This is a genomic window from Amycolatopsis sp. NPDC004079 (assembly GCF_040610415.1).
Lineage (GTDB): Bacteria > Actinomycetota > Actinomycetes > Mycobacteriales > Pseudonocardiaceae > Amycolatopsis > Amycolatopsis halotolerans.
In genome coordinates this window covers 1-25,784 of sequence record NZ_JBEXMH010000004.1, presented here as the reverse complement: position 1 = coordinate 25,784, position 25,784 = coordinate 1, and the positions used below count along the sequence as shown (strand labels likewise).

27 protein-coding genes are annotated in these 25,784 nt (G+C 68.9%); 7 read left to right on the top strand and 20 right to left on the bottom strand.

What is annotated here, in order from left to right:
• Positions 1-2: 2 nt before the first annotated feature.
• Positions 3-455, bottom strand: coding sequence for a MarR family transcriptional regulator (locus ABZX37_RS05420; RefSeq protein WP_354736271.1), 453 nt, complete (start codon positions 453-455; stop codon positions 3-5).
• 79 nt (positions 456-534) lie between these two features.
• On the opposite strand from ABZX37_RS05420, the gene ABZX37_RS05415 reads away from it, so the two are divergent.
• A complete protein-coding gene (locus ABZX37_RS05415; protein WP_354736269.1) occupies positions 535-1,389 on the top strand; it encodes an NAD(P)-dependent oxidoreductase in 855 nt (284 codons plus the stop codon).
• Positions 1,386-1,868, top strand: a complete 483-nt coding sequence (locus tag ABZX37_RS05410; protein WP_354736267.1) for a VOC family protein — start codon at positions 1,386-1,388, stop codon at positions 1,866-1,868. The genes ABZX37_RS05415 and ABZX37_RS05410 overlap by 4 nt, the downstream gene beginning before the upstream one ends.
• On the opposite strand, the gene ABZX37_RS05405 is transcribed toward ABZX37_RS05410, so the two are convergent.
• From ABZX37_RS05405 to ABZX37_RS05340, 14 genes are all read right to left on the bottom strand, one after another.
• Positions 1,850-2,305: a hypothetical protein gene (locus ABZX37_RS05405; RefSeq protein ID WP_354736265.1), complete on the bottom strand. Its 456-nt coding sequence runs from the start codon at positions 2,303-2,305 to the stop codon at positions 1,850-1,852. The genes ABZX37_RS05410 and ABZX37_RS05405 overlap by 19 nt on opposite strands.
• A 31-nt stretch (positions 2,306-2,336) precedes the next feature.
• Positions 2,337-2,684, bottom strand: coding sequence for a hypothetical protein (locus tag ABZX37_RS05400; protein ID WP_354736263.1), 348 nt, complete (start codon positions 2,682-2,684; stop codon positions 2,337-2,339).
• Positions 2,685-2,855: 171 nt separating this feature from the next.
• Positions 2,856-4,601 (bottom strand): CocE/NonD family hydrolase, encoded by a 1,746-nt coding sequence (locus ABZX37_RS05395; RefSeq protein ID WP_354736261.1) that lies wholly within the window; start codon positions 4,599-4,601, stop codon positions 2,856-2,858.
• A 24-nt stretch (positions 4,602-4,625) separates the two neighbouring features.
• On the bottom strand, positions 4,626-5,852 hold the full coding sequence (locus ABZX37_RS05390) for an MFS transporter (RefSeq protein WP_354736259.1): 1,227 nt from the start codon (positions 5,850-5,852) through the stop codon (positions 4,626-4,628).
• Between the two features lie 98 nt (positions 5,853-5,950).
• The gene (locus ABZX37_RS05385; protein WP_354736257.1) at positions 5,951-6,928 is read right to left on the bottom strand and encodes a biotin-dependent carboxyltransferase family protein; all 978 of its coding nucleotides are present in this window, start codon (positions 6,926-6,928) and stop codon (positions 5,951-5,953) included.
• A complete protein-coding gene (locus tag ABZX37_RS05380; RefSeq protein ID WP_354736255.1) occupies positions 6,922-7,815 on the bottom strand; it encodes a carboxyltransferase domain-containing protein in 894 nt (297 codons plus the stop codon). Before ABZX37_RS05380 ends, ABZX37_RS05385 begins: the two co-directional genes overlap by 7 nt.
• On the bottom strand, positions 7,812-8,561 hold the full coding sequence (locus ABZX37_RS05375; protein WP_354736253.1) for a 5-oxoprolinase subunit PxpA: 750 nt from the start codon (positions 8,559-8,561) through the stop codon (positions 7,812-7,814). Before ABZX37_RS05375 ends, ABZX37_RS05380 begins: the two co-directional genes overlap by 4 nt.
• On the bottom strand, positions 8,558-9,886 hold the full coding sequence (locus ABZX37_RS05370) for an aspartate aminotransferase family protein (RefSeq protein WP_354736251.1): 1,329 nt from the start codon (positions 9,884-9,886) through the stop codon (positions 8,558-8,560). Before ABZX37_RS05370 ends, ABZX37_RS05375 begins: the two co-directional genes overlap by 4 nt.
• Positions 9,883-10,869, bottom strand: a complete 987-nt coding sequence (locus ABZX37_RS05365) for a phosphotransferase (protein WP_354736249.1) — start codon at positions 10,867-10,869, stop codon at positions 9,883-9,885. Before ABZX37_RS05365 ends, ABZX37_RS05370 begins: the two co-directional genes overlap by 4 nt.
• Positions 10,866-11,624: an SDR family oxidoreductase gene (locus ABZX37_RS05360; RefSeq protein ID WP_354736247.1), complete on the bottom strand. Its 759-nt coding sequence runs from the start codon at positions 11,622-11,624 to the stop codon at positions 10,866-10,868. Before ABZX37_RS05360 ends, ABZX37_RS05365 begins: the two co-directional genes overlap by 4 nt.
• 454 nt (positions 11,625-12,078) lie before the next feature.
• The gene (locus tag ABZX37_RS05355) at positions 12,079-12,651 is read right to left on the bottom strand and encodes a TetR-like C-terminal domain-containing protein (RefSeq protein WP_354736245.1); all 573 of its coding nucleotides are present in this window, start codon (positions 12,649-12,651) and stop codon (positions 12,079-12,081) included.
• A gap of 174 nt (positions 12,652-12,825) precedes the next feature.
• Positions 12,826-13,641 carry a class I SAM-dependent methyltransferase gene (locus tag ABZX37_RS05350; protein ID WP_354736243.1) on the bottom strand — a complete coding sequence of 272 codons (816 nt, stop codon included), beginning with the start codon at positions 13,639-13,641 and terminating at the stop codon, positions 12,826-12,828.
• Positions 13,642-13,651: 10 nt separating this feature from the next.
• Positions 13,652-14,104, bottom strand: coding sequence for a transcriptional regulator (locus tag ABZX37_RS05345; protein ID WP_354736240.1), 453 nt, complete (start codon positions 14,102-14,104; stop codon positions 13,652-13,654).
• A 33-nt stretch (positions 14,105-14,137) separates the two neighbouring features.
• On the bottom strand, positions 14,138-15,070 hold the full coding sequence (locus ABZX37_RS05340) for an alpha/beta fold hydrolase (RefSeq protein ID WP_354736239.1): 933 nt from the start codon (positions 15,068-15,070) through the stop codon (positions 14,138-14,140).
• A gap of 109 nt (positions 15,071-15,179) precedes the next feature.
• On the opposite strand from ABZX37_RS05340, the gene ABZX37_RS05335 reads away from it, so the two are divergent.
• On the top strand, positions 15,180-15,518 hold the full coding sequence (locus ABZX37_RS05335) for a helix-turn-helix transcriptional regulator (RefSeq protein WP_354736237.1): 339 nt from the start codon (positions 15,180-15,182) through the stop codon (positions 15,516-15,518).
• The gene (locus tag ABZX37_RS05330; protein ID WP_354736235.1) at positions 15,515-16,429 is read left to right on the top strand and encodes a hypothetical protein; all 915 of its coding nucleotides are present in this window, start codon (positions 15,515-15,517) and stop codon (positions 16,427-16,429) included. Before ABZX37_RS05335 ends, ABZX37_RS05330 begins: the two co-directional genes overlap by 4 nt.
• 59 nt (positions 16,430-16,488) lie before the next feature.
• On the opposite strand, the gene ABZX37_RS05325 is transcribed toward ABZX37_RS05330, so the two are convergent.
• Together ABZX37_RS05325 and ABZX37_RS05320 are read right to left on the bottom strand one after the other, a co-directional pair.
• Positions 16,489-17,355, bottom strand: coding sequence for a cyclase family protein (locus ABZX37_RS05325; protein ID WP_354736233.1), 867 nt, complete (start codon positions 17,353-17,355; stop codon positions 16,489-16,491).
• Between the two features lie 45 nt (positions 17,356-17,400).
• Positions 17,401-17,757 carry a winged helix-turn-helix transcriptional regulator gene (locus ABZX37_RS05320; protein WP_354736231.1) on the bottom strand — a complete coding sequence of 119 codons (357 nt, stop codon included), beginning with the start codon at positions 17,755-17,757 and terminating at the stop codon, positions 17,401-17,403.
• Between the two features lie 85 nt (positions 17,758-17,842).
• Between ABZX37_RS05320 and ABZX37_RS05315 the strand changes: the two genes are divergently transcribed.
• Positions 17,843-19,138, top strand: a complete 1,296-nt coding sequence (locus ABZX37_RS05315) for an MFS transporter (protein ID WP_354736229.1) — start codon at positions 17,843-17,845, stop codon at positions 19,136-19,138.
• Here the strand turns inward: ABZX37_RS05315 and ABZX37_RS05310 are convergent.
• The 3 genes from ABZX37_RS05310 to ABZX37_RS05300 form a co-directional block, all read right to left on the bottom strand.
• A complete protein-coding gene (locus ABZX37_RS05310) occupies positions 19,122-20,729 on the bottom strand; it encodes an ABC-F family ATP-binding cassette domain-containing protein (protein ID WP_354736227.1) in 1,608 nt (535 codons plus the stop codon). The two genes, ABZX37_RS05315 and ABZX37_RS05310, sit on opposite strands and share 17 nt — an antisense overlap.
• A gap of 274 nt (positions 20,730-21,003) precedes the next feature.
• Positions 21,004-21,420: a Dabb family protein gene (locus tag ABZX37_RS05305; RefSeq protein ID WP_354736225.1), complete on the bottom strand. Its 417-nt coding sequence runs from the start codon at positions 21,418-21,420 to the stop codon at positions 21,004-21,006.
• A 12-nt stretch (positions 21,421-21,432) separates the two neighbouring features.
• Positions 21,433-22,275 (bottom strand): SDR family oxidoreductase, encoded by an 843-nt coding sequence (locus ABZX37_RS05300; protein WP_354736223.1) that lies wholly within the window; start codon positions 22,273-22,275, stop codon positions 21,433-21,435.
• 114 nt (positions 22,276-22,389) lie between these two features.
• Here ABZX37_RS05300 and ABZX37_RS05295 point away from each other — a divergent pair, with 114 nt between their 5' ends.
• Together ABZX37_RS05295 and ABZX37_RS05290 are read left to right on the top strand one after the other, a co-directional pair.
• Entirely contained in the window at positions 22,390-25,056 is a 2,667-nt protein-coding gene (locus tag ABZX37_RS05295) for an AAA family ATPase (RefSeq protein ID WP_354736221.1), read from the top strand.
• Between the two features lie 135 nt (positions 25,057-25,191).
• Positions 25,192-25,647 (top strand): hypothetical protein, encoded by a 456-nt coding sequence (locus ABZX37_RS05290; protein ID WP_354736219.1) that lies wholly within the window; start codon positions 25,192-25,194, stop codon positions 25,645-25,647.
• The last annotated feature ends 137 nt before the right edge of the window (positions 25,648-25,784 follow it).

Genomic DNA, 25,784 nt, shown 5'->3' with positions numbered 1-25,784 from the left:
GCTCAGCCGGAACCCGGCCTCGCCGCACGGAGCAAGCGCAGTCCCTCCTCCACCTCCGCCAGCGCCGCATCGCCAAGGAAGTGCTCTCGAACCGCGCGAGCATAAGCAGGCAGAGCGGACTCGTACGTGCCCAAACCCGCCTCAGTAAGCGAAATCCGCATCAACCGCCCTCGTCCCGCAGCCGCGCGGTCGACCAGGCCACGCCGGTGCATGCGGGCGAGTTGATGCGAAAGCCGGGTCGCGGTCCAGCCGGTCAGTTCGCCGAGCAGTTTCTGGCTCAGCTGCCGGTCCTCGGCCTCGTGCAGCCGCGCCAGGATCTGGAAATCCGCGCCGGACAACCCCGTAGCGGCGAACAGATCTCGCTCGACCGCCGCGACCACAGTGCCGCTGAACTGCACGAACGAACGCCACAGCCGCGTCTCGCGCGGATCCAGCAGCTCCGGGTCGCGGCTCATGCTCTCCCCTACGTCGGCTCTTGAGGTAGTATCGGACACCTGACTTGATACGTCAAGTTGACACATCAGGAGGGACACCATGCGAACAGCAGCGGTGCTCGGCACCGGCGACGCGGGTTCCGCGATGGCGCGGCGGCTCCGGGAGCACGGCCTCGCGGTCCGCGCGTGGAACCGAACCGAATCCCGCGCCCGGCCGCTTACGGGGCACGGCGTGGCGGTCTTCCCCACCGCCGCCGAGGCGGTGCGCACAGCCGAATTCGTGCTCGTCACGGTCTTTGACGCGGCAGCGGTGCTGGAGGTACTGCGCGAGATCGCACCAGCCCTCGACGCCAAAGCGGTCGTACTGCAAAGCGCGACCGTCGGTGCGGACATCGACGAGATTGTCCAGACCGCGGAGCAGCTCGGCGTGGCCTTGCTGGACGCGCCGTTCCTCGGCAACCCCAAGCAGGGCGGGCTCACGCTCATGGTCGCGGGAGCCGCTGAACCCAAGCGACTGGCGAGCCCGGTTCTCGAGGCGCTCGCGTCCACTGTGGTCGATGTCGCGGACCGGCCCGGAGATGCGAGCCTGCTGAAATTGGCCTGCAACACCTGGCTTTTCGGTCTGAACGCGATGGCCGCGCAAGCCGCCGCCCTGACCGAGGCATTCGGATTGGATTTCCGGCTCTTCCTCGACGCAGTCGCCGGCTCGAAGGCCGACAGCCCGTACCTGCACTACCGCGCGGCCCAGCTGACCGGCGAAACCGACGAGGTACTGAGCCCGGTCCGCGCCGCCATCAAGGACCTCGCCCACATCCGCGCCGCCGCGACGTCGGCCGGAGCCCCGGATCTGCTGCTGGACCGGCTCGCGCGGCTCTACACCCAGGCCGCGGACAACGGCCTCGGCGACCACGACCTGGCCGCGATCCGCGTCGTCCTCGGAAAGCAGGCGGCATGACGAGCCTGGCCGGAGTGCACCACCTGAAGTTCCCGGTGAGCGACCTGGACGGCAGCCTCGCCTGGTGGGAACGCGCGTTCGGCGCGGCAAGGCAGCCGCGCTGGGACCATCGCACGCCGGACGGGACGCTGTTCGGATATATCATCACCGTCCCCGGGATAGCAGAGCCGATCGAACTCAGGCTCGCACCCGGAACGGCCGCCGCGATGTCCGGCTTCGACCCGGTGACCTTCGCGGTCGCCGACCAGTCCACTGCAGAGACGTGGGTCCGCCGGTTCGACGCGGCGGGGGTGCCGAACTCCGGCGTGTTGCGCGGGTTGCTCGGCTGGCTGGTCGTGGTGCACGATCCGGACGGCGCGTCGATCCGGCTGTACAGCAAGGAAACCCACGACTGGGACGCCGACCGCGCGGACCTCGAATCTCCCTGGATCGCGCCGCTGGCACGTGACCGCCCGGCTAGTCACCGCACCACGACGTAGTCTCCGCTGGCCTGGGCCGCAGCGAGATCGGCGTGCGTCGACCCGCTGGTCCAGAACCGCCCCCGGACCACCCGGACCCAGGAACCGTCGAGAGGAAAGACGAGCACCGGCTTCGCCCCGTCAGTTCCGCGCAGCATCGAACCCGTTCTCAGGTTGCCGAGAAACTCGATGATGTCGCGTTCGATTTCCTCGGCGAATTCGCGATGACGCTCCTGCGAGATGTCGTACAGGTCGGTATCGATGTCGTAGGTGACCCGGCTGCCGCTCGCCGGATCCCGTGCCTCGAACTCCACTCCCAGCCAGCGCCGCGGATCGACGATCACCGTCGCCTGCCACGTCGACCCGCTCAGTTGCCACCTCACCGAAGCGTCGTCGGCGGCCACCGTCCAGGCGGTGGTCGCCTCCAGCTCACGGAGGAAGGCAAGGAGGTCAGCCATGCAGCCGATTCTAGGCCGCGGACCACTCAGCTCAGCGCACGGTGAACGGCAGGATCGAGTACGAATGCTGGCAGTCCAGTGCCACCCAGTAATTCCCGTTCCCCGCCGGAGTGACGTCCGGCCGCACCGCCGCCCGTGCGGTGCCGACGTAGGTGTGCGGGTTCGCCGGGAAACCGGTGAGCACGTTCGACCACAGCTGGCGCACCGGGCCGTCGTCCTTGCTGCATTGCCAGCTCATCGTCACCGGATCGCCGGGCGCGCCCGAGTTCGGATCGAGAGTCAGCTGCGAAGTCCTCGGCGACGCGGCCGAAGCAGGCACCACCGCGCCGATCCCGGCCAGCCCCAGCACGCCAAGCAAGACAATTGTCCGACGAATCATGACCCCTCCCCAGGTTTCGAACTCCTCACGATAGAACCGCGCACTTCCCGCTGTCCAGGCATCTCCGCGACCAGACGCCGCCCACCGAGGGCGGCGTCTGGCGCTTTCGCGAAACCGGCGGTTCCGTGCCGCGGGTTCGGCGGGGTGACACCGGTTCGCGAAGTGCGGCGGTCAGGCCCGCGGAATCCGGGGAAGCAGCAACTGCGGTCGCTGGTTTTCGTTGCTGTGCAAGGCAGTCCGGCCGCTATAAGCTGCCCGGTCGCGATCGCCGGGGAGTTCGTGCCAGTACGCACCGCTGCCCCGGACTTCGCGGCCGTAGGTCAGTTCGTGCGGGCCGGGCAAATGGTGCTCGTAATCCTGGCCGCGCACGGAAACCCCGAGCGCATACCCAGCCGGGACCACGATCGAGAACGGCCAGATCTCCACGTCGGCCTCGTACACCTCCCCGGGCACCAGCGGAGACGCGGCCGTATGCCGCTGCCAAGGACGGTAGGGGCGCGACAATTCCGGGTCGAGTTCGCGGTGCGACAGGCGCAACCAGCCCTGGCCGACCGGACCGTGCGGCTCGAAAGCAGTCGGGAAAAGGACCTCGACGCCGTCAGGATCGAACAGGTGCACCGTGACGAAAAGATCAGCGTCCTCGGTCGTCGACGAAACGAACAATTTCACCGCCGCCGGACCGGTGTATTCGACTTCCCGCGAGTCGGGCGGCAGAGTGAAGAGCAGCCCTTCCGACCGCGCGGCGAACTCCGCTTGCTGCCAGCCAGCGGGAGCGTGTTCAGTCAGCGCGCGAGTGCCGAGGTCGAGATTCAGCCAGGTCCATTCCGTACGCGCGAGCGGCCATTCCCGTTCGTGGCGCAGGAAAAAGCTGTCTGGCGTGCGTACCTGCAACTGGACCGGCGGCTGAGCGTCCCAGCCGTTGGCCTCGCCCTTGAGGAAATGGTCGAAGAACCGGCGCTGCACGTCGAGGCCGTAGTCGGTGTAGAACTCAGTCCAGTGTTCCAGCCCGTGCACCTCCAGCCACTTCTGTTCGGACGAAACCCGGTGGAAGCCCTCGAAGTTCCCGCGCGAATGCAGACCCATGCCGCCCCAGTTCGAGGAGGACAGCACCGGCACGGTGATCTTCTCCAGCACCGCGGTCCGGTCCTGGTAGTAGTTGTCGACGACCGGCCGTTCGAGCAGGACGTCGGAGATCCGGATCGCGGCCGCCGCCAGTTCTTCCTCGGTACGCACGGGTTTTCCGGAGACCCGACGCCCGGTGTTCGGGTTGGCCGGCGCGTCGGCGCGGCCGTGCTGGATGCGCAGCACCTGGTTCGGAGCCCAGCTGGGCATGAATTCCGTCGGGATCCCGCCGTGGTGGGTGTATTCGCGGAAATAGTCGGACGCGCCCTCCCACGGGCAAATGGCCTTGAGGTGCGGCGGGGAAAGCGCGGCGGCCAGCCATTGATTGGTCGCCAGATAGGAGATGCCGAGCATCCCGACGTTCCCGTTGCTCCAATCCTGAACACCGGCCCATTCGATCGCTTCGTAGAGATCTTGCGCCTCGCGCGGCGAAAAGAAGTCGATCGTCCCTTCGCTGCCGCCGGTGCCGCGCACGTCGATCCGCACGCACACATAGCCCTCCGGGACCCACCGTTCCGGGTCCGGGTACTCCCAAACCTGATAAGCGCCCGTAGAAGTGGCCACCACCTCGGGATGGTCGCGCACCAGCGCCGAGAACTGCGAAGGGAACCCGTCGGCGAACGAGAGTCCCTTCCCGTACGGACTCGCCGCGAGCAGCACCGGATGCGGCTGGTCGTCATCCGGCCGGAAGATGTCCGCGGCGAGCGTCACGCCGTCGCTCATCGAGAGCCGGACGTCCCAGTCGATCCGCATGCCGTCGCGCACTTCGGAGTACGGTTCGTAGTGCTGTGTCATGTTTTTCCTCTCTGTCCTTTGTGGTCAGTCGCGCGCTTTGCCCATCGCGGCCATCGCGACGAGGCCGACGACGGGGATCGCGCACAGCTGGATGACTCCGGCGGTGTGCCACCCCAAACCGGATTTGACCGCCGCGAAGAAATAGCCGGACACGCTCGCCGGGAGATACATGGCCGCGACGAACAGCCCGCTCGCCCGGCCCGCCTTCGCGGCGGGCACCGAACGCTGCATGAGCGCGTTTGTGTTGGTGTAAACGATCCCGGTGAACGCGATCCCCAGCACCAGCGAAAGCACGAGCTGCGCGGGATAGGCGTCGGCGAAGGCGAAGATGCCCGCCCCGCACCCGGCGATCGCGGCGAATCCGGCGACGTTGACCAGCCGCTGGTCGAGCCGGTCGGCGAACATGCCGCAGAAGACCGACGTGAGCGCGCCGAGCCCGAACATGCCCGCGGCGACTGAGATCTGGCTGCCGGAGTAGCCGTGCGCGTCGCGGAGATAGGTGGGATACAGCCCGAGGTAACCGTAGATCGAGAAGCCCGCCGCGAGGGTCGCGATGGCGCAGCAGACGACCCGGCGGTTGAAGAACCGGATCTCACGGCCGGTCGTCGGCATCTCACGGGGCGCCTCCTGGCGTCCGGTTTCCGTCGCCGATCGCGGCACCGTGAACGCCATGACCACGAGAATGACCAGGCCGAGCCCGCCGAACACCAGCAACGGAACGCGCCAGTTGCCGGTCGAGGACAGCAGCGCCCCGCCCCAGAGCGGACCGGCGAACGCGCCGAGCCCGAACGCCGCGTTGATCGACCCGATCGCGACCGCGCGGTTGCGGTGGAAGTACGCGCCGACGGCCGCGTACAGCGCCGCGTTCTGCGCTCCTTCGCCGACGCCGGACAGGATCCGCCACGCGGTCAGGTCGACGAGCCCGTGCGCCGTCGCCTGCAGCGCGCAGGTGATCGAGAACAGCAGCAGGCTCGCGATGATGACCCGTTTGCGGCCGATCCGGTCGGCCAGGTACCCCGCCGGGATGCCGGCCAGCCCCATGCCGAGGGTGAAGATCGTGGACAGCGTCCCGGCCTGGGTGCCGGTGAGCAGGTAGGCCTGCTTGATGTCCGGCAGCAGGATCGCGAACACCTGCCGGTCCATCGCGTTGACGAGGTAGGTCAGGTCGAGGACGAGCAGGATCAGCAAGGTCCGGACGGTCCACGGCGAAGCGTGCCTCGGGGTGGCGACGGCGAGTTCGGGAGTGGTCATGGCGGGGCTCCTCGGAGCGAGGCGGGTACGAGCGGCGCTGGCGAACGGGGGCGTTCGCGCCGTCCTCCGGGGACGGCCGGGTGCTGCCGGAAGACGGGTCAGTACAGGGAGAGCAGCCGCAGCCCGCGCCGCACGTGGTCGAGCCGGTCGCGGCTCTCGCGCCGGGCGGCGACGGCCTGGTCGAGCGACACCGGCACGAAACGGACCGTGTCCGGTGCTTTGAGCTGGGCGAGGACGTCGAGGTCGGCGGTCACGACGGTGCCGATCGTGGCGTAGCCGCCGCCGGTCACGGCGTCGCGCAGCAGGCAGATGGCCTCCTCGCCGTTGGGGACCTGCACGGAGCCGACCGGGTAGCCGAGGTCGACCACGTTGCTGGGGTTGTCGCCCGCGCCGAACGGGGCTTCGCGGTCCACGAACCGCAGTGCCGGGCCGATCAGCCTGCGGCCGGTGCGGTCGGACTCGGCCGAGACGGTGAACGTCGAGGAGAAGAACTCCCGGACGCTCTCGTCGGTGAAGCGGTACCGGCACAGCCCTTCGACCAGCCGCAACGGCTGGTGTCCGCCGAGCGCGGGACGCAACCGCGGGTCGACGGTGCTGCCCTCCCCAGGACAGAATCCGTCAGTCTCGTCGCCGATCGGCAGGGTGTCGCCGGAAGCGAGCGGACTGCCGATCGCCGAACTCTGGTAGGTGGACCGGCTGCCGAGGAACAGTTCCGTCGCGATCCCGCCGCGCACGGCGAGGTAGGCGTGGCAGCCGGTGCGCAACGTGCCGATCCGCAGTACTTGGCCGGCGTCCGCGGACAGCGTCTGCCAGCACTCGGCGCGTGTTCCGTCGATGCTGATCTCGGCTTCGCCGCCGGTGACCGCCACGATTGCCGGTTCGGCGAAGCGCAGTTCCGGGCCGATCATGGTGATTTCCAGCGTCGCCGCGGTTTCGTCGTTGCCGACGAGCAGGTTGGCGCAGCGGTGCGAGTACTGGTCGAGCGCGCCGGACGGGGGCAGGCCGATGGCGTATTGCCCGGCGCGGCCGAGGTCTTGGACGAGCGTGCGCGCGCCAGGGGCGAGGACGGTCAGCATGACAACGCCGTCCTCAATATCCGCGGATAGCCAGCTGGGTCGGCGAGGAATTCGGCGAGCGCGAACCGGACCGGCGCGCGGCGGTATCGGTAGCGGCCTTCGCGGGAATCGGTGCGCAGCTGCGCGTATTCGTCGCCGGGAATGGGCCGGAAGCTCAGCAGCGTGGAGATCGTGGCGAGCACTTTCGACGTCTCGAATCCGGGCGTCCGCTGCGCGAGATCGGCGACCGGGACCGGGGATCGCCCCAGCAGCTGGTAGCCGCCGACGCCTGCGGTGGGATAGACGACGGTGAACGCGCCGCCGTGCGCGACGGCCCTTGCCGGGGTTTCGGTCCGCGGGCGCAGGTATTTCGGCACCTGGAGTTGCCGTTCGCGCGGCACGAGCTGGACGCATTCGGTATTGCCCGGTTTGAAACACGGGAAAGTGACGATGAAAGGCGCCGACGAATGCGCGGCTACGAGCTCGTCCTCAGCCAGCCCGTTGACGCGCGCGGTGTAGGCGAGATCGGTTTCGGCTCCCGATTGGTGCCGGTCGCGGAACTTCAGGCAGACTCGCTCGGTCTCCGGATCTCCGTACCAGACCGGGATTTCGATGATCTCCGTGTCCAGCGCGACCGATCCCGCTTCCCCGAACCGTTCGTGCAGTCGGGCCAGGGTTCGCACCAGTTCGCGCGGGTAAAGGATGTCCGGGTCGACGCGCACGAGGTAGCTGGCGTTGGCCGGGGCGACGTCGAGAATTCCGGGCAGCTCGCGCCGCGACAATTCGCCGGTGATCGCCTGGATGCGCAGTGCCTGGGCGAGATCCATGCTTTCGCAGACCTCGACGAAGACGAACTCGTCGCCGCCGAAACTGGCGCGGGCGCCATCGGCGAAGAATTGGTAGCTCATGCCGCACGCACCACGAACCCAGCCGCCTCAAGACGACGACGCACCGCTTCCGCTACCGCCACCGCGTTCGGCCGATCGCCGTGCACGCACACCGATCGCACTGGCATCGGAATCACCGTTCCGTCGACCGTCTGGACCGTGCCGCGCGCCATCTCCAGCGCCCGGTCCGCCACCGCCGCTGGGTCCTTGGCCTCGGGAATCGGTTCGACGAGGTTGATGCCGTCCTGATCGAAGTCGAGGTCGGCCGCGTTCTCCGGGATGACCGGCAATCCGGCTGCGACCACCGCGCGCTGCGCCTCGGTCGGCGCGAACATGAGCGGCACCCCGTGGAGAACGGACTGAAGCTCTCTCGTGACCGTGACCGCCAGTTCGGGTGAACGGCAGATCCGGCCCATCAACGCGCCGTGCGGTTTGACGTGGGTGAGCGGGACTTCCTCCGCCGCGGCGAGTCCGGCGAGCGCGCCGACCTGGTAGAGGATGTAGTCGACCACGTCGGAGTCGGTCGCGGGCAATGCGCGGCGGCCGAAGCCCAGCAGGTCCGGGTAACCGGGGTGGGCTCCTGCGGCGATTCCCGCGTTCCGCGCGCGGATCAGGGACGAACGCATGGTCGCCGGGTCGCCCGCGTGGTAGCCGCACGCGATGTTGGCGGTCGTGATGTGCTGGAACAGGGCGTCGTCGTCGCCGAGGGTCCAGCGGCCGAAGCTTTCGCCGGCGTCGGCGTTGAGGTCGATCGTCGGTGCGGTCATGCGCACCTCCGGACTCGGGCGGCTGCGTCAGCGAAGCGCTCGAGCAGCAATGCGGCGTCTGCGGCAGAAAAAACCAGCGGCGGCCGGATTTTGATGACGTTGCCGTGCGGCCCGGACGCCGACACGAGCACGAAGTTCTCCCGCAGATCGTCCACAAGGGACTGAGCGGTTTCCCGGTCTGGCTCGGTACTGTCCGGTTCGGTCACCTCGATGCCGAGAAACAGCCCGGCACCGCGCGCCTCGACGAGAAACGGATGCCTCTCGACGATTTCGGTGAAGCCACTGAGCAACTGTGCGCCGATCTCGCGGGCGTTGTCGATGAGTCCTTCGCGCTCGATGGCGCCAAGCACCGCCGAGGCCGCCGCGATCGGCACGTTGCTGCCGCCGAATGTGTTGAAGTAGCGGACTTTCTGGCCGAACTCCCGGCCGATCTCGTTCCGCAGCACGGTCGCGGCCACGGGGATTCCGTTGCCCATCGGCTTTCCGAGGGTCACGAGGTCCGGTACGACGTCATGCCTGCCGAAACCCCACCATCCGGCCCCGGTACGGCCGAATCCGGCTTGGACTTCGTCGGCGAGGTAGACGCCGCCTGCCGCGCGGACTTCGGCGGCGAGAACTCCCAGCAGATCCGTCGGGAACGGCTGCACACCGTCGGAGGAGAAGATGCTGTCCACCACGAGCGCGCACACGCCGAAGTCATGCTGCTGAAGGTCTTCGATAGCTGCCCGGATCTCGTTGCGCAGCATGCCCGTCACGTCTCCGTGCCGCAAGGGATCCGGTGCGCTGATCGTGCGGACGTGCGGTCCCAGTGGCGACGTCGGGCCAAGTGACGGGGAGAACGCGGCGACCTCGGCGGTTACGCCGTGATACGCGTTGCGCGTGACGATGATCCCGGTGTTTCCGGTGTGCGCCCGGGCGATTCTCAGGGCGAGGTCGTTGGCTTCCGAACCGGTGCAGGTGTAAGTGACTCGGTCAAGTTCGGCGGGGAAGGTCGCGAGCAGTCGTTCGGAGAAGTCGAGCAGATCTTCTTGCAGGTAACGGGTATTCGTGGTGAGCGTCGACAGCTGCCGGGTCACCGCCTCGACGACGGCCGGGTGGCAGTGGCCGAGCGAGACGACGTTGTTGTAGGCATCGAGGTATTCGTTGCCCGCGGGATCGTAGAGGTGCACGCCCGAACCCCGGCTGACTTCGACCGGGTTGGTGTAGAACAGCTGGTATCCCGGCCCGAGCACTTTCGCGCGCCGGTCGATCAGCTCTCGGATGTGCGGTGGTTGAGAGGAAAGGTGCTCGCTGGTGAAGCCGTTGACCATTTCCGGCCGGGTCATCGCCCCACCTCCAGAACTCGGGGGTCCGCATACACGGCGCGGGCGGTGGTCCAATCGCGGGACGCGTGCGAGAGGACGTACTCCGCGCGGGCCGGGTCCCGCCGGGCCCGCCACGACGCGATCAGCGCGCGCTGCAACAATCTCGCGGTGGCCAGCAACGGGAGCAGCGCGAGTTCTTCTTCGGCGACCGGCCTGATCTGGAGGTAGCCGCGCAGCCACGCGAGCGGAGCCGCCCACGGGTCCGTCGCGTCCGCGTCGAGGAGGTTGGACAGCGCGATGGCAAGGTCGAAGATCACCGCCGTGGTGAGCACATCGCCGAAGTCGAGGATTCCGGCCAGCTCGCCGCGCGCGTCAACGAGGAGGTTGTGCGGACTCATGTCGTTGTGCACCAGTTGGGTTTCCAGCTCACCTGGCCGGACGCGGAACGCGAACTCCGCCAATACTTCTTGAGCGAGTGTTCGATGTGGACCGTCCACTGTGTCCAGCAACGGCACGAGCGCACCGAGGTGGCGCAGATCCCACAGCAGAGTCCGTTTCCCGGGGAAGCCAGCGAGCGCACGGGTGAGCTGCCCGTGCCACCGGCCGAAAGGCTCCGGATCAGCAGCGCTCTCGGCCAGCGGCTCCCCCGGCAAGAACGACAAGACCCGCAGCGACCGTCCACTTGCGATGTCGTGCAGATCCGCACCGTCCACACCGGACTTCACCACGGGCACCGGCAGCTCGGGTGCGGTGCGTTCGAGATGCCGCAGCACCGCCGTCTGCAACGCGAGATCCTCCCACGCTTCGCCGCTCACCTTGACCAGGTAGCGCGCGTCTGCCGTGTGCAGGACGAACGTCTCGTCCTTCTCCGACGCGATCCGCTCCAACCGTCCGGACAAGCCGTGCAGTTTTTGAAGCGCAGCAAGCACTACCGCTTCGTCGAGCGGTTCCGTGACCACGTCGAGCCCGCTCGCAGTCACGAGTTCGCGGAACTTCGGCTTCACGATGCCACCCAGCCGCCGTCGATCAGCAGGCTGGCACCGTGGATGTACGACGCGGCAGGGGAGGCGAGGAACGCGACCGCGGGCGCGATGTCGCCGACCTCGCCGACGCGTCCCGCCGGAGTCGAGTCGAGCATCTGGCGCTCGTAATCGGAATCCGCGAGCAGGTGCGCGTTGATGCTCGTGCGCACGTTGCCCGGGGCGACGGCGTTCACCCGGATTCCCTGCGGCGCGAACTCGGCGGTCAGCGATTTGACCAGCAGCTCCACCGCGCCCTTGGTCGCGCAATAGGCGCTGGAGTTCGGGAATCCGACGTGCCCGCAGATGGACGACACGAAGATGACGCTGCTGCCGTCGCCGAGGTGCTCGGCAGCCGCCCTGGTCAGCCGGAACGGCGCACGGACGTTGGTCGCCCACTGCGCGTCGAGGATCTCGTCAGTGGTGTCGGCGAACGGCGTCGGCAGGAAGACCCCGGCGGCGTGCACGAGCACGTCGATGCCGCCGAACCGGGCGATCGTGCGGTCCACGACCTCCTGGGGCCCTGCCGCGGTCGCGAGATCAGCGACGATCGGCTCGGCCTCGACCCCCGCCGAGGTCAGCTCCCCGGCGACCGCCGCGAGCCGCTGAGAATCCCGCCCCACCAGGGCAATCCGAGCCCCGGCGGAGCCGAGCTCGCGGGCGATCTGCGCCCCGATCCCCGAACTCGCCCCGGTGACGACGGCGATCCGATCACGAAGCGGGTGTGCGCTGCCGGCCATGAGGACTCCGCTCTTAACGTTAGAAAACTTGCACTAACGAGAAGTATGCGAAGGGATGGCCACTAATGCAAGAGATCCTGCAGTTAGATTTTTCAGCCAACGCCCAGACGGCCGCGAGGGGCTCGGAGTCAATGCCAGGAACTCAAGGCTGTGATGCGGACGTGCTGCTGGCGTGATTCCCCAGCTCAGCTGACTCGATCCGGTTGAGCGCAGGTCGCCGCGGACCCGCGTGCGGGCACCGGGTTGAGGTCCGTGAAGGGCCCCTTGGGGGAATCTGATTCCCTCAAGGAGTCCTTCACGGACTTCAAGACACGGTCATACGGCGACGAATCGGGCATTTTAATGCTTTGGCGTCCTTTGTGGACGATCAGCGGGCCGAGGTCACGCGGCTTAAGTTCCTGGCGTTGGGACTCTGAGTCCCGCACGGCCCTCGGCGAAGCAGGGGCAGCAGACCTCAGGCAGTAGCGAGCGCCCGATCCACCAGCGCCGCCAACTCCGTATCCGGCGGCTCATACCCGAAAATCGCCCGCAGATAGATCGGCGCGAGCACCACGTCGAACACGTGCGCCACCGTCGGCGGCTTCCCGCCAGCGGCCGCCACCCGGTCCAGCGCCCGTTGCAGCTGTGCGGTCCGCTGCCGCAGGTACCCGGCCGCATCGACAGCGGCCTGTTCGCCCTGCCCGCCCCCGAGCGGAGACGTAGCCGCGGCCAGCGCGCGGAACAACGCGAATCCCTCGCGCGTCTTCACCTGTCCGGCGACCGCGTGCGCCCAGTCGAGCAGGTCGCGGCGCAGGTCGCCGCTGTCCGGGAACGGGGCTTCGTCGTTGAGCTGGGTGACGGCGACGTCGAGGACCAGCGACTCGATCCGTCCCCACCGCCGGTAGATCGTCACCTCGTGCACACCTGAGCGTTCGGACACTTCCCGCACCGACGGCTGGTCGCGTCCCTCGGCGAACAACTCGCGCACGGCGTTGTGCACCGCCGCGCGCGTGCGAGCGGTCCGGCCTCCAGGACGGGTGTCTGCCATACGACCAGGCTAGCGTTCGCGGCTCAGGCCGCCGGGTCAGCGGGCAACGGCAAGGGACCGCGCCGCGCGTCGTTCTTTCGGGTCCACCAGTGCACCCTATCCCGGGGTGTTCGTCGGCCGAACACTGTTCGTCCCGGTGACCCGCTCGCCCTGACCGGGAGCTGCGGCCCGCCGTTACTGGAACCGGTACCGAAGCACCCGAGTGCCCTGCCGGGACAACGCGGTGCTGAAACCCATCAACCGAGTCACCGCGCGCAGCGGCTGGGGGAAAGAGCTGACCTCCGGAACGCGGGTCAGCAGCTGCTCGTCGACCAGAGTCAGACCGGCCTGCCACCTCTCCGGCTCGTGCGCGTCGTCGAAGCCCTGCGCCGCGGTGATCCCGATGGCCTTGATCGTCGGGTGGTACTTCATCGACCAGGCAGCGAACCGGGTGTAACCGTTGAGCGCCAACTCCCCGGTCTCGAAATGCGCGGTCAGCTGCCGCGCCATTCGCTGGAAGGCATCGCCGGGCAGGAACGGCAGGACGCCCTCGGCGACGATCATCGCGGGTCGATCGCGGGGCAGCGAGTCGAGCCAGCCGGGCTCAGTCAGATCAGCGCCGATGCACTGAGACCGCGCCGGAAGGAATTGCGGCCGCAGGGCGACGACATCCGGGAAGTCGACGTCGTACCAGTCGACGCCGTCGGGCGGGTCGCAGCGGAGCGCCCGCGAATCCAGGCCGCACCCGAGGTCTAGCACGACTGCGTCCGGGTGGGCAGCGACAAAGGCCCGGACCGCCTCGTCGAGTTTCTTGGCGCGCAGAGCGGTACCGCAGACCAGGCTCGGTTTGACCTTCAGCCGGGCGAAGTCGTAGTCGATCCGCTCAGCGACGCGGGCCGCGTGAATGTCGCCGAGGATGGGGTGCGGCGACTGGGAATCCAGGGCCCTGGCGTGGAGGGTGAGCAGCAGGGTCTCCCGGAGCGGGTCCAGGTCGAGACGCAGGCTTGGCACGAGAAAGTCCTTACGTTTTCAGGGGATTGCGCTCCGCGAGGTCGCGCAGCCAGGTCAGGGACCGTTGCGCGGCGCGGATGCGTTCGGTGTTCGGGCCGCCCCCGGCGAGTTTCATGCCCTCGTCGGCGATGTCGCCGAAGGCGCCGAGGCTGTCGAGCTTGCGCTGGACCACCTTGTGCCAGGCGTCGTCTTCGATGCGGTAGTAAGTCGTGCGGTCGCCGGGGACGCGGACCTTGCGGATGAGCCCGATAGTGGTCAGGAAGCGCATGTTCGACGTCAGCGAGGCGCGGCTGGCCTGGATCGTGTCGGCGATCTGGCCCGCGGACTGCTCAGGCGGGTCGCAGATCATCAGCAGGCCGAGGATGCGCCCGGTGATCGGCGGCAGCGCCCATTCCTCGACGCAGAACGTCGCCACCCGCTCGACCCACTGCAGCACCTCGCCCTGCTTGTCCTGATGGGACATCGCGCGCCCTCCTCGGCCGGCTCTTCAGATCAGTCACTCTGTCATGACGGCCCCCGTATCGCGGGAAGGCACCGGGGTGACGCCGGGCCGCGGGGCCTTGCGCAGGTGCTGGTCGAACCAATCCACGGCCAGCGCCATCGCCTCTTCGAGCCCAGGTCCGGTGTAGAGGCCGAGCACGTCGTAGGGCAGCACCTCGAGCCGCTTCGGCTCGCCTGCCTTGGCGAACGCGCTCTGCGCCTCCTCCAGCACGTGGTACGGATCCCAGCCGCCGTTGGCGATCATCAACAGCGGCGTCGGGGCCAGCCGGTGGATGAGTTCCTCCGGCGCGAAGGTGAGCAGGTGCTCGGTCGAGTCGAGCGTCTTTTCGTTGCGGTAGGCGGGAAACATCTCCGCGGCGACGTCCGGCGCGCCCTGAACGCTGTCCCCCAGCTTCAGATGCGGGACCCGCGCGCCGGCCTCGCCCTCGTACTGCCGCTGCCAATCCTCGTCGAGCTGGTCGCGCACCGCGCGCACCCCGGCCCAGCCGGCCATCCGTTCCAGGTACCGCCACCCGTTCCACACGCTGGGGCTCTGCACGACGACACACTTCGCACGCCGGTCCAGCACCGCCGCCTGCACCGCGACCGATCCGCCGATGCTGACCCCCCACAGCCCGATCCGTGCGCTGTCGACCTCCGGCCGTTGCTGCAGGTAGGAGATCGCGCTGCGAAAGTCCTCCGCCTGCCGTTCCGGATAGTCCTGGCCCCGCGGTTCCCCTTCACTGCCGCCGACCGTGCGGTAGTCGATCGCCAGCACGGCGAATCCGGCGCGCACGAAGTACGGCGCGAACACCGCCAGCGCCTCTTTGACCATCACCCCGCTGTGTCCCAGCACCAGACCGGGAACCGGGCCCTCGACGTCCGGCAGATACAGATCGCCGGCGCACCGGGTCCCCCGGCTGGTGAACCTCACCTGTTCAGAGCTCATGTGTCGTTCTCCCCTTCTTGCTAGTTATTTCAGTCTGCACTGAAACAGCTAGCAACGTCAAGCAGGCACCCTGGTCGCCATATACAGGTCATCGGTATATGCTTCCCGCATGAATGACGGTGCCCTGCGCGAGCCGACCTTCCTGGTCCTCACCGCGCTCGCCGCTCAGCCGCAGCACGGGTACGGCGTGCTGCGCGACGTCGAGTCGATCTCCGGCGGCCAGGTCACGCTGCGGGCCGGAACGTTGTACGCCGCGCTGGACCGGCTCAGCGCGGAAGGCTGGGTGGAAGTGGATCGCGAGGAAGTCGTGGACAGCAGGCTGCGCCGCTACTACCGCTTGACCGAACCGGGAGCCGCGCGGCTGGCCGCCGAAGTCCGGCGACGGCAACGCCACACCACCGCCGCCGAACAGCGGCTTCAGCTCCGCAGCGCGGGAGGACTGGCATGAACGACCTTGAGCGGCGCTACCGGCGGCTGCTGGCTTTGTACCCGCGCGCACACCGGGACGTGCACGGCGAAGAAATGCTGGGAGTGCTGCTCGACGGTGCCGGAAACCGAAGCACGCCAGGGAAAACGGAAACCCTGGACCTCGTGTGGGGTGCCGTCCAAGTGCGCTGGCGACAGACCCTGGGAGGGCACGGCCGCCGGGACGCGCTGGCGATCGTCAGCCTGCTGGCACCGTTGCTCCTGCTGACCGGAGCGGCTTCGACAGTGCGCGAGATCCGGACCGTGTCCCGAATGGACGGTTGGCCGCTGAGGATGTGGCTCAGCGCGCTAGCCGACGTCCCAGTGTGGACGGCTTGGCTCGCCGCCGCCGTGCTCGGCGTGTGCGGCCTGCGCCGGGCGTCGGTGGCCCTCGCCTGGCTGGCTACCGCCGCTCTGCTTTCTGTCGCGATTCTCGATCCTGCCCGGCACTGGGCGGTGGACGTGACCGCGGGCTGGGTGCTGCTCAGCGTTTTCGCGGCAGTCGCGATGACCGTGTCTCCAGGCCCGCGCCGTGCTTTGGCGCTGCTGGGCCGGTGGCGACTCGCCATTCTCGTCAGCACAGTCGCGGTACTGCTCGCTCTCACGACGACAGCCCGGGGCATGCACCTTCCTCTCGCCCAACTCGTGCAGCTGGTGGTGCTGGTGGTCGGCGTCTTTGCTGCCTGCCGCATTAGCACGCGAAGCGGCCGTCGTGCGGCGTTGATCCTTCTCGCGCCGCTCATCGCGGCACCAATCGTCGCGCGGGTGCTCGGACAGCTCGATGCCTACCCGGTTCTGCCGGTCGTCATTTACGCCGTACCGATAGCCGTCACGTTGGGATTCGCCTTCCTGCTCCACCGGTTCGACCGGCACCCGCACACGAACCGAATCTGAGAACAAGAGACTGCCCTTGCCGCCACCAAAAAACGGCCGACAGGGAAGGCCAAGGCCGCTCAGAAGATCGCGAGCGGGTTGACCGGCACCCCCGTCAACCCGAGGATCCTCGGCGGCGCGGCGACGAAGAGAAAGCTGTACCGGCCGAGCTCCGCACACACCGCGGCGAGTTCGTCGGCGTCCACGGCGTCGATCAGCGGCATGCCCAACCGCGGGAGGGCCACCCCGTGCATCGCGAACGGTTGCGAGGGCGGGTAAGCATCCGAGAGGTCCCCGGCATACAGCGACACACCGCGGTCGTGCATCCACCGCACCGCGTCGACGCTCATGCCGGGCATCGGGTTTCCGCGGTAGCGGGTCCGCACCCAGCCGAACCGCGCGACCAGTGCGTCGCCGGGTTCGACGTGGACTTCGCAGCGTTCCTCCGCGGCATCGAGGTCCTGCCCGGTGATCACGCGATCGGCGGGCACCGGTCCGTCGGCGCCGAGATCCAGCAGAACTCCCCTGGTCACAATCCCTTCGGCGAACGCCGCGGTCGACCCGTGCACGACGCCGCCCATCGTGACGCTCTCGTTCGCCGGGCGGCCCGGGTACACCTGTCCGTCCTGCGGGATGTGCGCCAGCGCGTCCAGGTGCGTCGACAGGGTGTGGTGGTTCGTCACCGTCATGACGTCCGCGTGCGCGAACGCCGGGCTTCCGGTGTACAGCATGAGCTGCTGCACCGGCGACTCTTCGGCGGTCCGCGGCGGGAAGGGGCCGCTCAGCACCGGCGCGGGCCGGATCGGCACCGCGAGGGAGACCGAGCGGCCGGTGCGCACTTCGCGCCCGGCTCGTTCGCGGACCTCGTCGGTGATCAGGTTCAGGGTGCCGCGTTCGTCGTCGGCGCCCCAGCGACCCCAGTTGCTCGGCAGTTCGTGCTCGCTCATGACCTTGATGCTACGGAGAATCCGCTGCCGGACAGGCCCGGCAGGTCACCGGCCGGGGTCGTGCTTCTCGGCGTAGGACCGGCCCCACGCCGCCATCGCGTTCAGTACTTCCTGCGCGTTTTCGCCCAGTTCCGTCAGGCTGTACTCGACCTTCGGCGGCACCTGCGGGTACACCACGCGACGCAGGAGGCCGTCGGCTTCCAGTTCGCGTAGCTGGCGGGTCAGGACTCGGTCGGTGAGATCCGGCAGCAGGCGCGAGAGTTCGCCGAAGCGGAGCACGCCGTGGTCGGCCAGTGCGTGCAGGATGCTCGGCTTCCACGCGCCGCCGAGCACCATCGTCGTGATCTCGGCGGCGCATGAGGTTCGCCACGCTCGCACGGCCTTCTCCGTTTGCGGACGCATCCGGCCTCCTCACTATCCATTCGGTTAGTACCGGACGGTGAAGTCCGTACTTGTCGACCAATGGGGTACCAGACACGATCGTCGCATGGCGTTGACCCGAGTGGAGCCTCGGCGCGGGCTCGTTCTGATTCCTTTGCTGGCTGGAGTGCTCGGCGGAAGTCTCGCCCTCGGCATGGTCAACACCGCGCTGCCGCGGATCGCTGCCGAACTGCAGGTGTCCGCGCCGGCGCGCGCGTGGATCGTCGACGTGTACCCGCTCGCGCTGGCGGTCGCGATGGTCGGCGCGGCTCGCGCGGGCGACCGGTACGGGCGGAAACGCGTGCTGCTGCTGGGCGTGAGCGCGTTGGCGGTGCTGAACGCGGTGGCCGCGGCCGCCACCAGCGCGGCGTTGCTCATTGTGTGCCGCGGGTTGCTCGGGGTGGCCAGCGCGCTGATTCTGGCCGGGGTCGTCGGCACCATCGGATCGCTCTTTTCCGGCCGCTCGCTCGCGTTCGCCAACGGGGCGTGGATCACGACGCTGGGAGTGGGGAACGCGCTGGGACCGGTCGTCGGCGGACTGCTGACCGAAGGGCCGGGCTGGCGCTGGGTTTTCCTCGCGCTGGTGCCGCTCGCGGTGCTCACGATCGCGCTGGCGATGTGGTTGCTGCCGGAATCGGTCGGGCAGGCGGCTGCCGGATGGGAGATCCCGAGTCTGCTGTGGTCGGTGGCGGCGATCGGCGGGATTGTATACGGGCTGCAGGAAATCACCGCCGCACCGTTGCGCGGGTTGTTGTGCACGGCGGCGGGTTTGGCGGCGGGAATTGTGTTCGTACGCCGACAGCTTCGGCTCCGGGAACCGTTGTTGCAGGTCCGGCTGTTTCTGCGGCCGGGGTTCGCGTCGTCGTTCGCACGGATCGTCGTTTCCGCCGCGACCGCCGCGGCTTGCCTCTATCTCGTCAGCCTCGAACTTCAGCACGCGCAAGGGCGGACGCCGATTGAGGCGGGTTTCGCGTTGGCTCCGCAAGCCGTGGCGACCGCAGTCGGCGGGTTGGTCGCGCCGTTCAGCCTGAACTGGCTGCGCAGCCGGACGTCGACGTCTATCGCGTTGGTGATTCAGGCTGTCGGCCTAGCCGCGATTCCGTTGACGCACACAGTGCTTCCGGTTGCGCTGGTCGGGTTTGGGTACGGCGCGATCGGCACCTTGGCGACCACTGCGCTGTTCGAGGCCGCGACCGCCGAACACGCCGGAGCAGCCGGGGCGACCCAGGAAGTCGGGTTCGCCATCGGTGCGGGCGGCGGGGTCGCCGTGTTCAGCACGATCGCCAACCTCGGCGGCGGGACCGGATTCGCGGCGGCGCTGATCGCGGCAGGAGCGGTCACGCTCCTCACCGCGATCCGCTGACCATTGCTTCCTCCACTGTGGACCCGAGCTGCACCCACCTCGTCGCCCCGATTGTGTGCAGGAACGGGATGTCGTGGCTCACCACCATAAGAGCGCCAGCGTAAGCATTCAGTGCCTCCGACAATTGCCGGACGCTGGCCAGGTCCAGATTGTTCGTGGGCTCGTCCAGCAACAGCAGTTGCGGTGCCGGTTCCGCGAGCAGCAACGTCGCCAGCGTTGCCCGGAAACGCTCGCCTCCCGAAAGGCTTCCGGCTGCCTGATCCGCCTGCCTGCCGCGCAACAGGAACCGGGCGAGTTGAGCGCGGATCTCGTTGTTCGACGCGGACGGGGCTGCCCGGGCCACGTTCTGTGCGGCGGACAGCGTGTCGTCGAGAATGTCGAGCCGTTGCGGCAACCAGCGCACCGGAACCGGGACGTGCACTGTTCCGGCGCGCGGCTCGATCGCTCCGGTGATCGTTTGCAGCAGCGTGGTCTTGCCGGAACCGTTCGGCCCGACCAAGGCGATTCGCTCCGCTCCGCACAGTGCGAGGTTCACCGCGAGACCGTTCCGAAGCTCCACATCGGACAGCGTGAGCACTTCTTTTCCGGACGGTACCGTGGTTTCCGGGAGGTCGATCCGGATCTCGTCGTCGACGCGGACCGCGCCCTCGGCCTCCTTCAGCCGTTCCTTGGCCTCCGCCACCTTGCCGAGATGCATCGCGCGGTGCTTGCCCGCGGCGATTTCCGCGTCCTCCTGGCGTTTGCGCATCCGGACTTTGGGCTCGCGCTTGTTCTCCCACTGTTTCCGGCCGTACCGAGCACGCCGGTCCAGTTTGGTCCGCGCCTCGATCAGCTCCCGCTTCTGCCGTTTGAGATCCGACTCCGCGGCGCGCATCATCCGCGCCGCCGCCTCCTGCTCGACGGCCACCGCGGCCTCGTAATCCTCCAGATTCCCGCCGTAGCAGGTCACCTCCCCGGAACGGAGATCGCCGATCCGGTCGACGTGCCGCAGCAACTCGCGGTCGTGAGATACCAGTACCAGCACGCCTTTCCACCCCCGGACCGCCTCGCCGACCCGGCGCCGGGCCCGCAGGTCCAGGTTGTTGGTCGGTTCGTCGAGCACGAGCACGTCCGGCTGCCGCAGGAACTGCGCGGCGAGGCCGAGCAGGATCAGTTCGCCGCCGGACAGCTCCCCCGCCCGCGCGTCCAGGGCGACGTGCGCGAGGCCGAGTTGATCGAGCGTCGCGCGGGTGCGTTCCTCGACGTCCCACTGATCGCCGACGGTCGCGAAATGGCGCTCGTCGGCTTCCCCGCGCTCGATCGCGGCGAGCGCGGCCCGGATCTCCCGCAGGCCGAGCACCTCGTCCACCCGGCGAGCGGAGGCGAGGATCAGGTTCTGCGGCAGGTAGCCGAGTTCGCCGGACACGCTGATCGTGCCCGCGGCCGGCCGCAGCTCCCCGGAAATCAGCCGGAGCAAGGTGGATTTCCCGGAGCCGTTGAGCCCGATGAGCCCGGTGCGGCCCTCGCTGATCGTCACATTGAACCGGTCGAAGACGACCTCGCCGTCCGGCCAGGCGAAACTGAGGTCTGAGCACACAATGGACGAAGACACAGGCGTAACTCCTCGTTCGTGATGGACAAGAACGGGGAGACACCGCGGCACAGCACGCGTATCACGGGACGGGATTCTGGTTGCCGTCATCCGAGGCCAGACGCGCGACGGGCGAAAACCCGGGTCGCGGTGTCTCTGCACCTCAGAAGATCAATGTCCCTCTCCGATGAACGGCAGCAGCTCCCCGTCAGCTTACCCAGCGGCCAAGGGCGGACGCGAACGAATTAACGCGGCGGGCGTGGTCCACCTGCGAAACCCCGCCCGCCACACCGCGTCAGCCGCCGTTCTTGCCCGGTGCCGCGCTGCCGGTGTACTCGGCGAGACCGGAGATGAGGTCCGCGATGTCCGGCACGTTCTCGAACCGGATCCGGTGGACCTCGGCGATCTTCGCGCCGATCTCCGGGTCCGGGTCGTCGGTGATGTCGGACGACATGAACTCGTCCACGAACGGCAGCCCGATCCGGTCCAGTTCGAGGTGCGCCGGGTGGTTCATGTAGTCCGAGTACCCCGCGATGTCCTCGATCACCAGGACGGCGCCGTATTCGTACTTCCCGCCGAAATCCGGGCCGGCGACGCGGGCCTTGACCGCCGGGATCGCGTCGAACAGCTCGCGCATCTTCGCGACGAGCGCACCCTTCTCGTCCGAGGTGACCTCGGGCTTGAGCGTGAACCGAATGCTGTGGTAGATCATCGGATTTTCCTTTCAGAGAGCCGCGAACGCGGCGGCGTAGTCCAGGGCGAAATCGGTGAGGTCGCGCGCGGGGCGGCCGGTGAGATCGGCGACGGAGGTGTGCACCTCGGCGGCCTCGCCGCGGGCGTAATGGGCGTAGTCCTCGACGAGGCCGCCGATCTGCCACGACGGGAGCAAGCCGGTCAGCGCGGCGGCGAACTGGTCGGCGGGTGCGTCGTGGAACGCGATGTCCCGTCCGGTGGCGGCCGAGAGCGCGGCGGCGATCTCGGTGTGGGTCACGGCGCGCGGGCCGGTCAGGGTGTAGGTGCGGCCGGAGTGTCCGCTGCTGGTGAGCACGGCAGCGGCGGCGGCTGAGATATCCCGGGTGTCGATGACGCTGACCGCCGCGTCGCCTATGGGCGCGGCGAGGAATCCCTGCGCGATGGTGGCGGAGAAGTTGAGCAACCCTTGCAGATAGAGATTGGGCCGCAGCACGGTGTAGTCGAGCCCGATTTTCTCGACGTGCGCCTCGACTTCGGCGTGCCAGCGCAGGAAGCGCACCGGCGAATCGGCGCGGGCCGCGTACTGGGAGAGCAGCACGAGCCGGTTGACGCCGGCGTCGCGGGCCAGGTTGGCGAACTGGATCTGCAATTCGGCGGCGTCGGCGGCCGAAGGGCTGTTCAGGAACACCGCGTCGACTCCCTTCAGCGCCGCGGCGACCGAGGCCGGGTCCTGCAGGTCGGCGGTGACGGTCTCGACACCGTCAACGGGACGGCCCCGGGTCATGGCGCGGACGGTGCCGCCGCGTTCCTGCAGAGCGGGGATCAGCGCGGAGCCGACAGTTCCGGTCGCTCCGGTGACGAGCACGGTGTCCATTGTGGAATTTCCTTTCCTCGGGTGGCCTGTCCCCACCATCGCCCGGACACCCCGCCGCTCGCGTCGGTGACAATCGCCTACTTCGCCTACGGCCGCTGCCCTAAGGTTCGGACCATGCCCACGACGTCCTCCCTCATCGGCCGGCACGACGAGATCGAGCGCCTTCTCGCGCTGGTCAAGGCCGCGGAGCGGGGCGAGGGCGGCGTGCTCGTCCTCCGCGGCGAGCCGGGGATCGGCAAGAGCGCGCTGCTGGACCACCTCGAACGGGCAGCGGAGCGGTTTCAGCGGATCCGTGCGTCCGGGTCGGAGTTCGAGGGCGAGCTGCCGTTCGCCGCGCTGCACCAGCTGTGCGTTCCGGTGCTGGAGCACCTCGACACCCTCTCGACGCCCTACCGCGACTCCCTCCTGGTCGCGTTCGGGCTGGCCGACGGCGCGCCGGACCCGTTCCGCGTCGGTCTCGCCGCGCTCGAACTGCTGGCCACCGCGGCCGCGGAACGTCCGATGCTGTGCGTGATCGACGACGCGCACTGGCTGGACGCCGCCTCGGCTCGCGCGTTGACGTTCCTGGCCCGGCGCGTCTCGGCCGAGCCGATCGCGATGGTGTTCGCCGCCCGCGACCAGGACCCGGTCCCCGGGCTGGACGAACTGCCCGGGCTCACCGTCGGCGGCCTGAGCGACGCGCAGGCACGCGTCTTGCTGGCCGAGGAGAAGACCGTGACGCTGGACGAGCGGGTGCGCGATCGCCTGCTCGCCGAAGCCCGCGGCAATCCGCTCGCCCTGATCGAACTGCCGAAAGCAGGCGGTTTCGCGCTGCCGACGCCGTCGCCGATCGCGAGCCGGATCGAGCGGAGTTTCCTCGCGAGGATGGCGGATCTGCCCCCGGACGCGCGGCAGCTGCTGGTCCTCGCGAGCGCCGATCCCACCGGCGACCCGGGTCTGCTGTGGGCAGCCGCACGACAGCTCGACCTCGACGTGCCCGCCGCGAGCGCTGCCGCGGAGGCGTCCGGGCTGATCCTGTTCGACACCCGGGCGCGCTTCGCGCATCCGCTGGCGCGCTCGGCCGCTTACCGCGCGGCTGAGCCAAAACAGCGGCAGGCAGCGCATCGAGCGCTGGCCGACGTCACCGACCCGGACACCGCTGGCGACCGTCGCGCCTGGCACCGTGCGCAGGCCACCGCCGGGCCGGACGAAGACGTCGCGGCGGAGCTAGAGCTATCGGCTTCCCGCGCACAAGCACGCGGTGGTGTCGCAGCCGCAGCCGCCTTCCTCGAGCGGGCCGCCGCGCTGTCGCTCGACCCCGGCAAGCAGGTCGAACGCACACTTGCAGCCGCGCGGGCGACGCTCGCGGCAGGCCGGACCGACGCGGCCGCCGACCTGCTGACCAGCATCGACACCTCGACGCTGGCGCTCCCGCAGCACGCCTCGGTCGACCTGTTGCGCGGGCAGATCGCCTTCGTCCAAGGCGCGGACGGGGCGGTTCGCGGTCCGGAAATCATCCTGCACGCCGCGCAGCAGCTCGCGGACAGCGATCCGGAACGGTCGCGCGAGTTCCTGGTGGCGGCGCTGGAAATGGGGCTGGTCGTCGGGCGGGCCGCGGGAGTGCTGGACCGGGTGCTCGCCGCCGCGCCCCCGTCCGGGCCGCCGGATCTCCTGGCCGCGCTGGTGCGCTTGACCACCGAGGGCCACCGCGCCGGGGTGCCCGCCGTCCGGCAGGTCCTCACCGGCGACGACGCGGGCTGGACCCGGACGCCCGCACTGGCCACCGTGCTCGCGGGCGAACTGTGGGACCTCGACCTGCACCGCACGATCATCGACTGGCTGACGCGGACCGGACAGTCCACGGGATCGCCGATGACCATCCGGCTCGGTCTCTCGCAAGCGGCGGTGTACGCGGTGCTCACCGGGAACTTCGGACAGGCGATGGCGGCGATCGCCGAGGAAGAAGCGATCGCCGACGCTCTCGGCGATCCGCCGCAGCTCTACCCGCGAGTGCACCTGGCGGCGATGCGCGGGCGCAAGCAGGAGGTGCTCGACCTGTTCGCCGAGGCCACGAGCCGGCGCACCGGGCAGCTGACCGCGAACGCCCACTGGGCGATGGCCGTGCTGTACAACGGCCTTGGCGAATATCCCGCCGCTTTCGAAGCCGCGACACAGGCCGTCGCGAGCGGTGACCTCTTCCTCACCGGCATCGCGCTGCCCGAACAGATCGAGGCCGCCGTGCGATGCGGGGAGGACGCCGTCGCGCGGTCGGCACTGGCTGCGTTGGTGGAGCGCACGGAATCCGCTGACACCGACTTCGCGCTCGGCGTCGCGGCAGGCGCGCGGGCGATGGTCACCGACGCGGAAGACGACTACCTCGCGGCGTTCTCGTATTTGTCCGGCAGTCCGTTGTCCGTGCAGATCGCGCGGGCACACCTGCGGTACGGGGAATGGCTGCGCCGCGCAGGCCGTCGTCGCGACGCACGCGAGCATCTGCGGGTCGCGCATGAGCAGCTGTCGAAGATCGGGCTGGAGGCGTTCACGCGACGGGCCGCCGACGAGCTGCGGGCTACCGGGGAGGTCGCGCGCAACCGTTCCTCGCATACCTATGACCGGTTGACCATGCAGGAAATGCACATCGCCCGCGAGGTCGCCGCGGGGGCTACGTCCAAGGAAGTCGCGACGCGGCTGTTCCTCAGCCCTCGGACGGTGGACGCGCACCTTCGGAACATCTTTCGCAAGCTCGGGATCACTTCGCGGAGGCAGCTCAGGGACATGCCTGATCTCCGTGACGCGGATTAGTTCCGGCGGGAGATCTCCGGGAAGGTGTACCTGCTGCCACCATCAAGTCGGATAGGAGCGTTACTGCCTCGGGCACGCCGCGAAGACATCCTGATGTGGTGCCCGAGAGGCGGGCACCGGAGGGGGTCAGGTGTCATGGCGAGCGGTGTCCCGCGGATCCTTGCGAAGACCGCAGCCGCTTCGACGCTCCCCCTGTTGCTGCGCCGGGCAGCCACGGTCCTCACCGTGCTCGGGCTGGCGATGATTCCCTGGCTGGTCTTCCTGCACACCGAGCTGCCGTCCACCGCTCAGGCCGCGCACTGGGCCTGGACGTGGACGGGTCTGGACAGCCTCGAGGCGCTCGGCCTGCTCTCCACCGGACTGCTCCTCAGACGCGGCGACCGCCGGGCCTGCCTGACCGCCGCCGCGACCTCGGCCCTGCTGCTGGCCGACGCCTGGTTCGACACCATGACGGCTGCCCCGGGTCCGGACTTCACGCTGGCGGTGCTGATGGCGGCCTTCGCCGAGGTGCCGCTGGCGGTGCTCTGCGCGGTTCTCGCGACCCGGGCCTTACCCCGGCCGGGCCGCCGAGTCGAAGAGCTCGCGACGTGATCGGCGCTCGCGGCTCGGCCCAGGGGTGTGGTGCGCCGCCTGGCTCCGCCCCTGCGAAAGTCCGTGAGGGGAACCCACACCGGAGACGAATACCACCAGGGTACCCACCCGCACCACCCCGTCCAGCCCCCCGCCAC

Coding starts and splice junctions, on each gene's coding strand:
- ABZX37_RS05340 (WP_354736239.1), bottom strand. CDS start 15,070: ATGAGCTCTGAACAGGTGAGGTTCACCAGCCGGGGGACCCGGTGCGCC.
- ABZX37_RS05390 (WP_354736259.1), bottom strand. CDS start 5,852: ATGACCACTCCCGAACTCGCCGTCGCCACCCCGAGGCACGCTTCGCCG.
- ABZX37_RS05410 (WP_354736267.1), top strand. CDS start 1,386: ATGACGAGCCTGGCCGGAGTGCACCACCTGAAGTTCCCGGTGAGCGAC.
- ABZX37_RS05295 (WP_354736221.1), top strand. CDS start 22,390: ATGCCCACGACGTCCTCCCTCATCGGCCGGCACGACGAGATCGAGCGC.
- ABZX37_RS05420 (WP_354736271.1), bottom strand. CDS start 455: ATGAGCCGCGACCCGGAGCTGCTGGATCCGCGCGAGACGCGGCTGTGG.
- ABZX37_RS05395 (WP_354736261.1), bottom strand. CDS start 4,601: ATGACACAGCACTACGAACCGTACTCCGAAGTGCGCGACGGCATGCGG.
- ABZX37_RS05345 (WP_354736240.1), bottom strand. CDS start 14,104: ATGTCCCATCAGGACAAGCAGGGCGAGGTGCTGCAGTGGGTCGAGCGG.
- ABZX37_RS05355 (WP_354736245.1), bottom strand. CDS start 12,651: ATGGCAGACACCCGTCCTGGAGGCCGGACCGCTCGCACGCGCGCGGCG.
- ABZX37_RS05380 (WP_354736255.1), bottom strand. CDS start 7,815: ATGAGCTACCAATTCTTCGCCGATGGCGCCCGCGCCAGTTTCGGCGGC.
- ABZX37_RS05370 (WP_354736251.1), bottom strand. CDS start 9,886: ATGACCCGGCCGGAAATGGTCAACGGCTTCACCAGCGAGCACCTTTCC.
- ABZX37_RS05315 (WP_354736229.1), top strand. CDS start 17,843: ATGGCGTTGACCCGAGTGGAGCCTCGGCGCGGGCTCGTTCTGATTCCT.
- ABZX37_RS05300 (WP_354736223.1), bottom strand. CDS start 22,275: ATGGACACCGTGCTCGTCACCGGAGCGACCGGAACTGTCGGCTCCGCG.
- ABZX37_RS05405 (WP_354736265.1), bottom strand. CDS start 2,305: ATGGCTGACCTCCTTGCCTTCCTCCGTGAGCTGGAGGCGACCACCGCC.
- ABZX37_RS05290 (WP_354736219.1), top strand. CDS start 25,192: ATGGCGAGCGGTGTCCCGCGGATCCTTGCGAAGACCGCAGCCGCTTCG.
- ABZX37_RS05385 (WP_354736257.1), bottom strand. CDS start 6,928: ATGCTGACCGTCCTCGCCCCTGGCGCGCGCACGCTCGTCCAAGACCTC.
- ABZX37_RS05375 (WP_354736253.1), bottom strand. CDS start 8,561: ATGACCGCACCGACGATCGACCTCAACGCCGACGCCGGCGAAAGCTTC.
- ABZX37_RS05305 (WP_354736225.1), bottom strand. CDS start 21,420: ATGATCTACCACAGCATTCGGTTCACGCTCAAGCCCGAGGTCACCTCG.
- ABZX37_RS05330 (WP_354736235.1), top strand. CDS start 15,515: ATGAACGACCTTGAGCGGCGCTACCGGCGGCTGCTGGCTTTGTACCCG.
- ABZX37_RS05400 (WP_354736263.1), bottom strand. CDS start 2,684: ATGATTCGTCGGACAATTGTCTTGCTTGGCGTGCTGGGGCTGGCCGGG.
- ABZX37_RS05415 (WP_354736269.1), top strand. CDS start 535: ATGCGAACAGCAGCGGTGCTCGGCACCGGCGACGCGGGTTCCGCGATG.
- ABZX37_RS05360 (WP_354736247.1), bottom strand. CDS start 11,624: ATGGCCGGCAGCGCACACCCGCTTCGTGATCGGATCGCCGTCGTCACC.
- ABZX37_RS05320 (WP_354736231.1), bottom strand. CDS start 17,757: ATGCGTCCGCAAACGGAGAAGGCCGTGCGAGCGTGGCGAACCTCATGC.
- ABZX37_RS05335 (WP_354736237.1), top strand. CDS start 15,180: ATGAATGACGGTGCCCTGCGCGAGCCGACCTTCCTGGTCCTCACCGCG.
- ABZX37_RS05325 (WP_354736233.1), bottom strand. CDS start 17,355: ATGAGCGAGCACGAACTGCCGAGCAACTGGGGTCGCTGGGGCGCCGAC.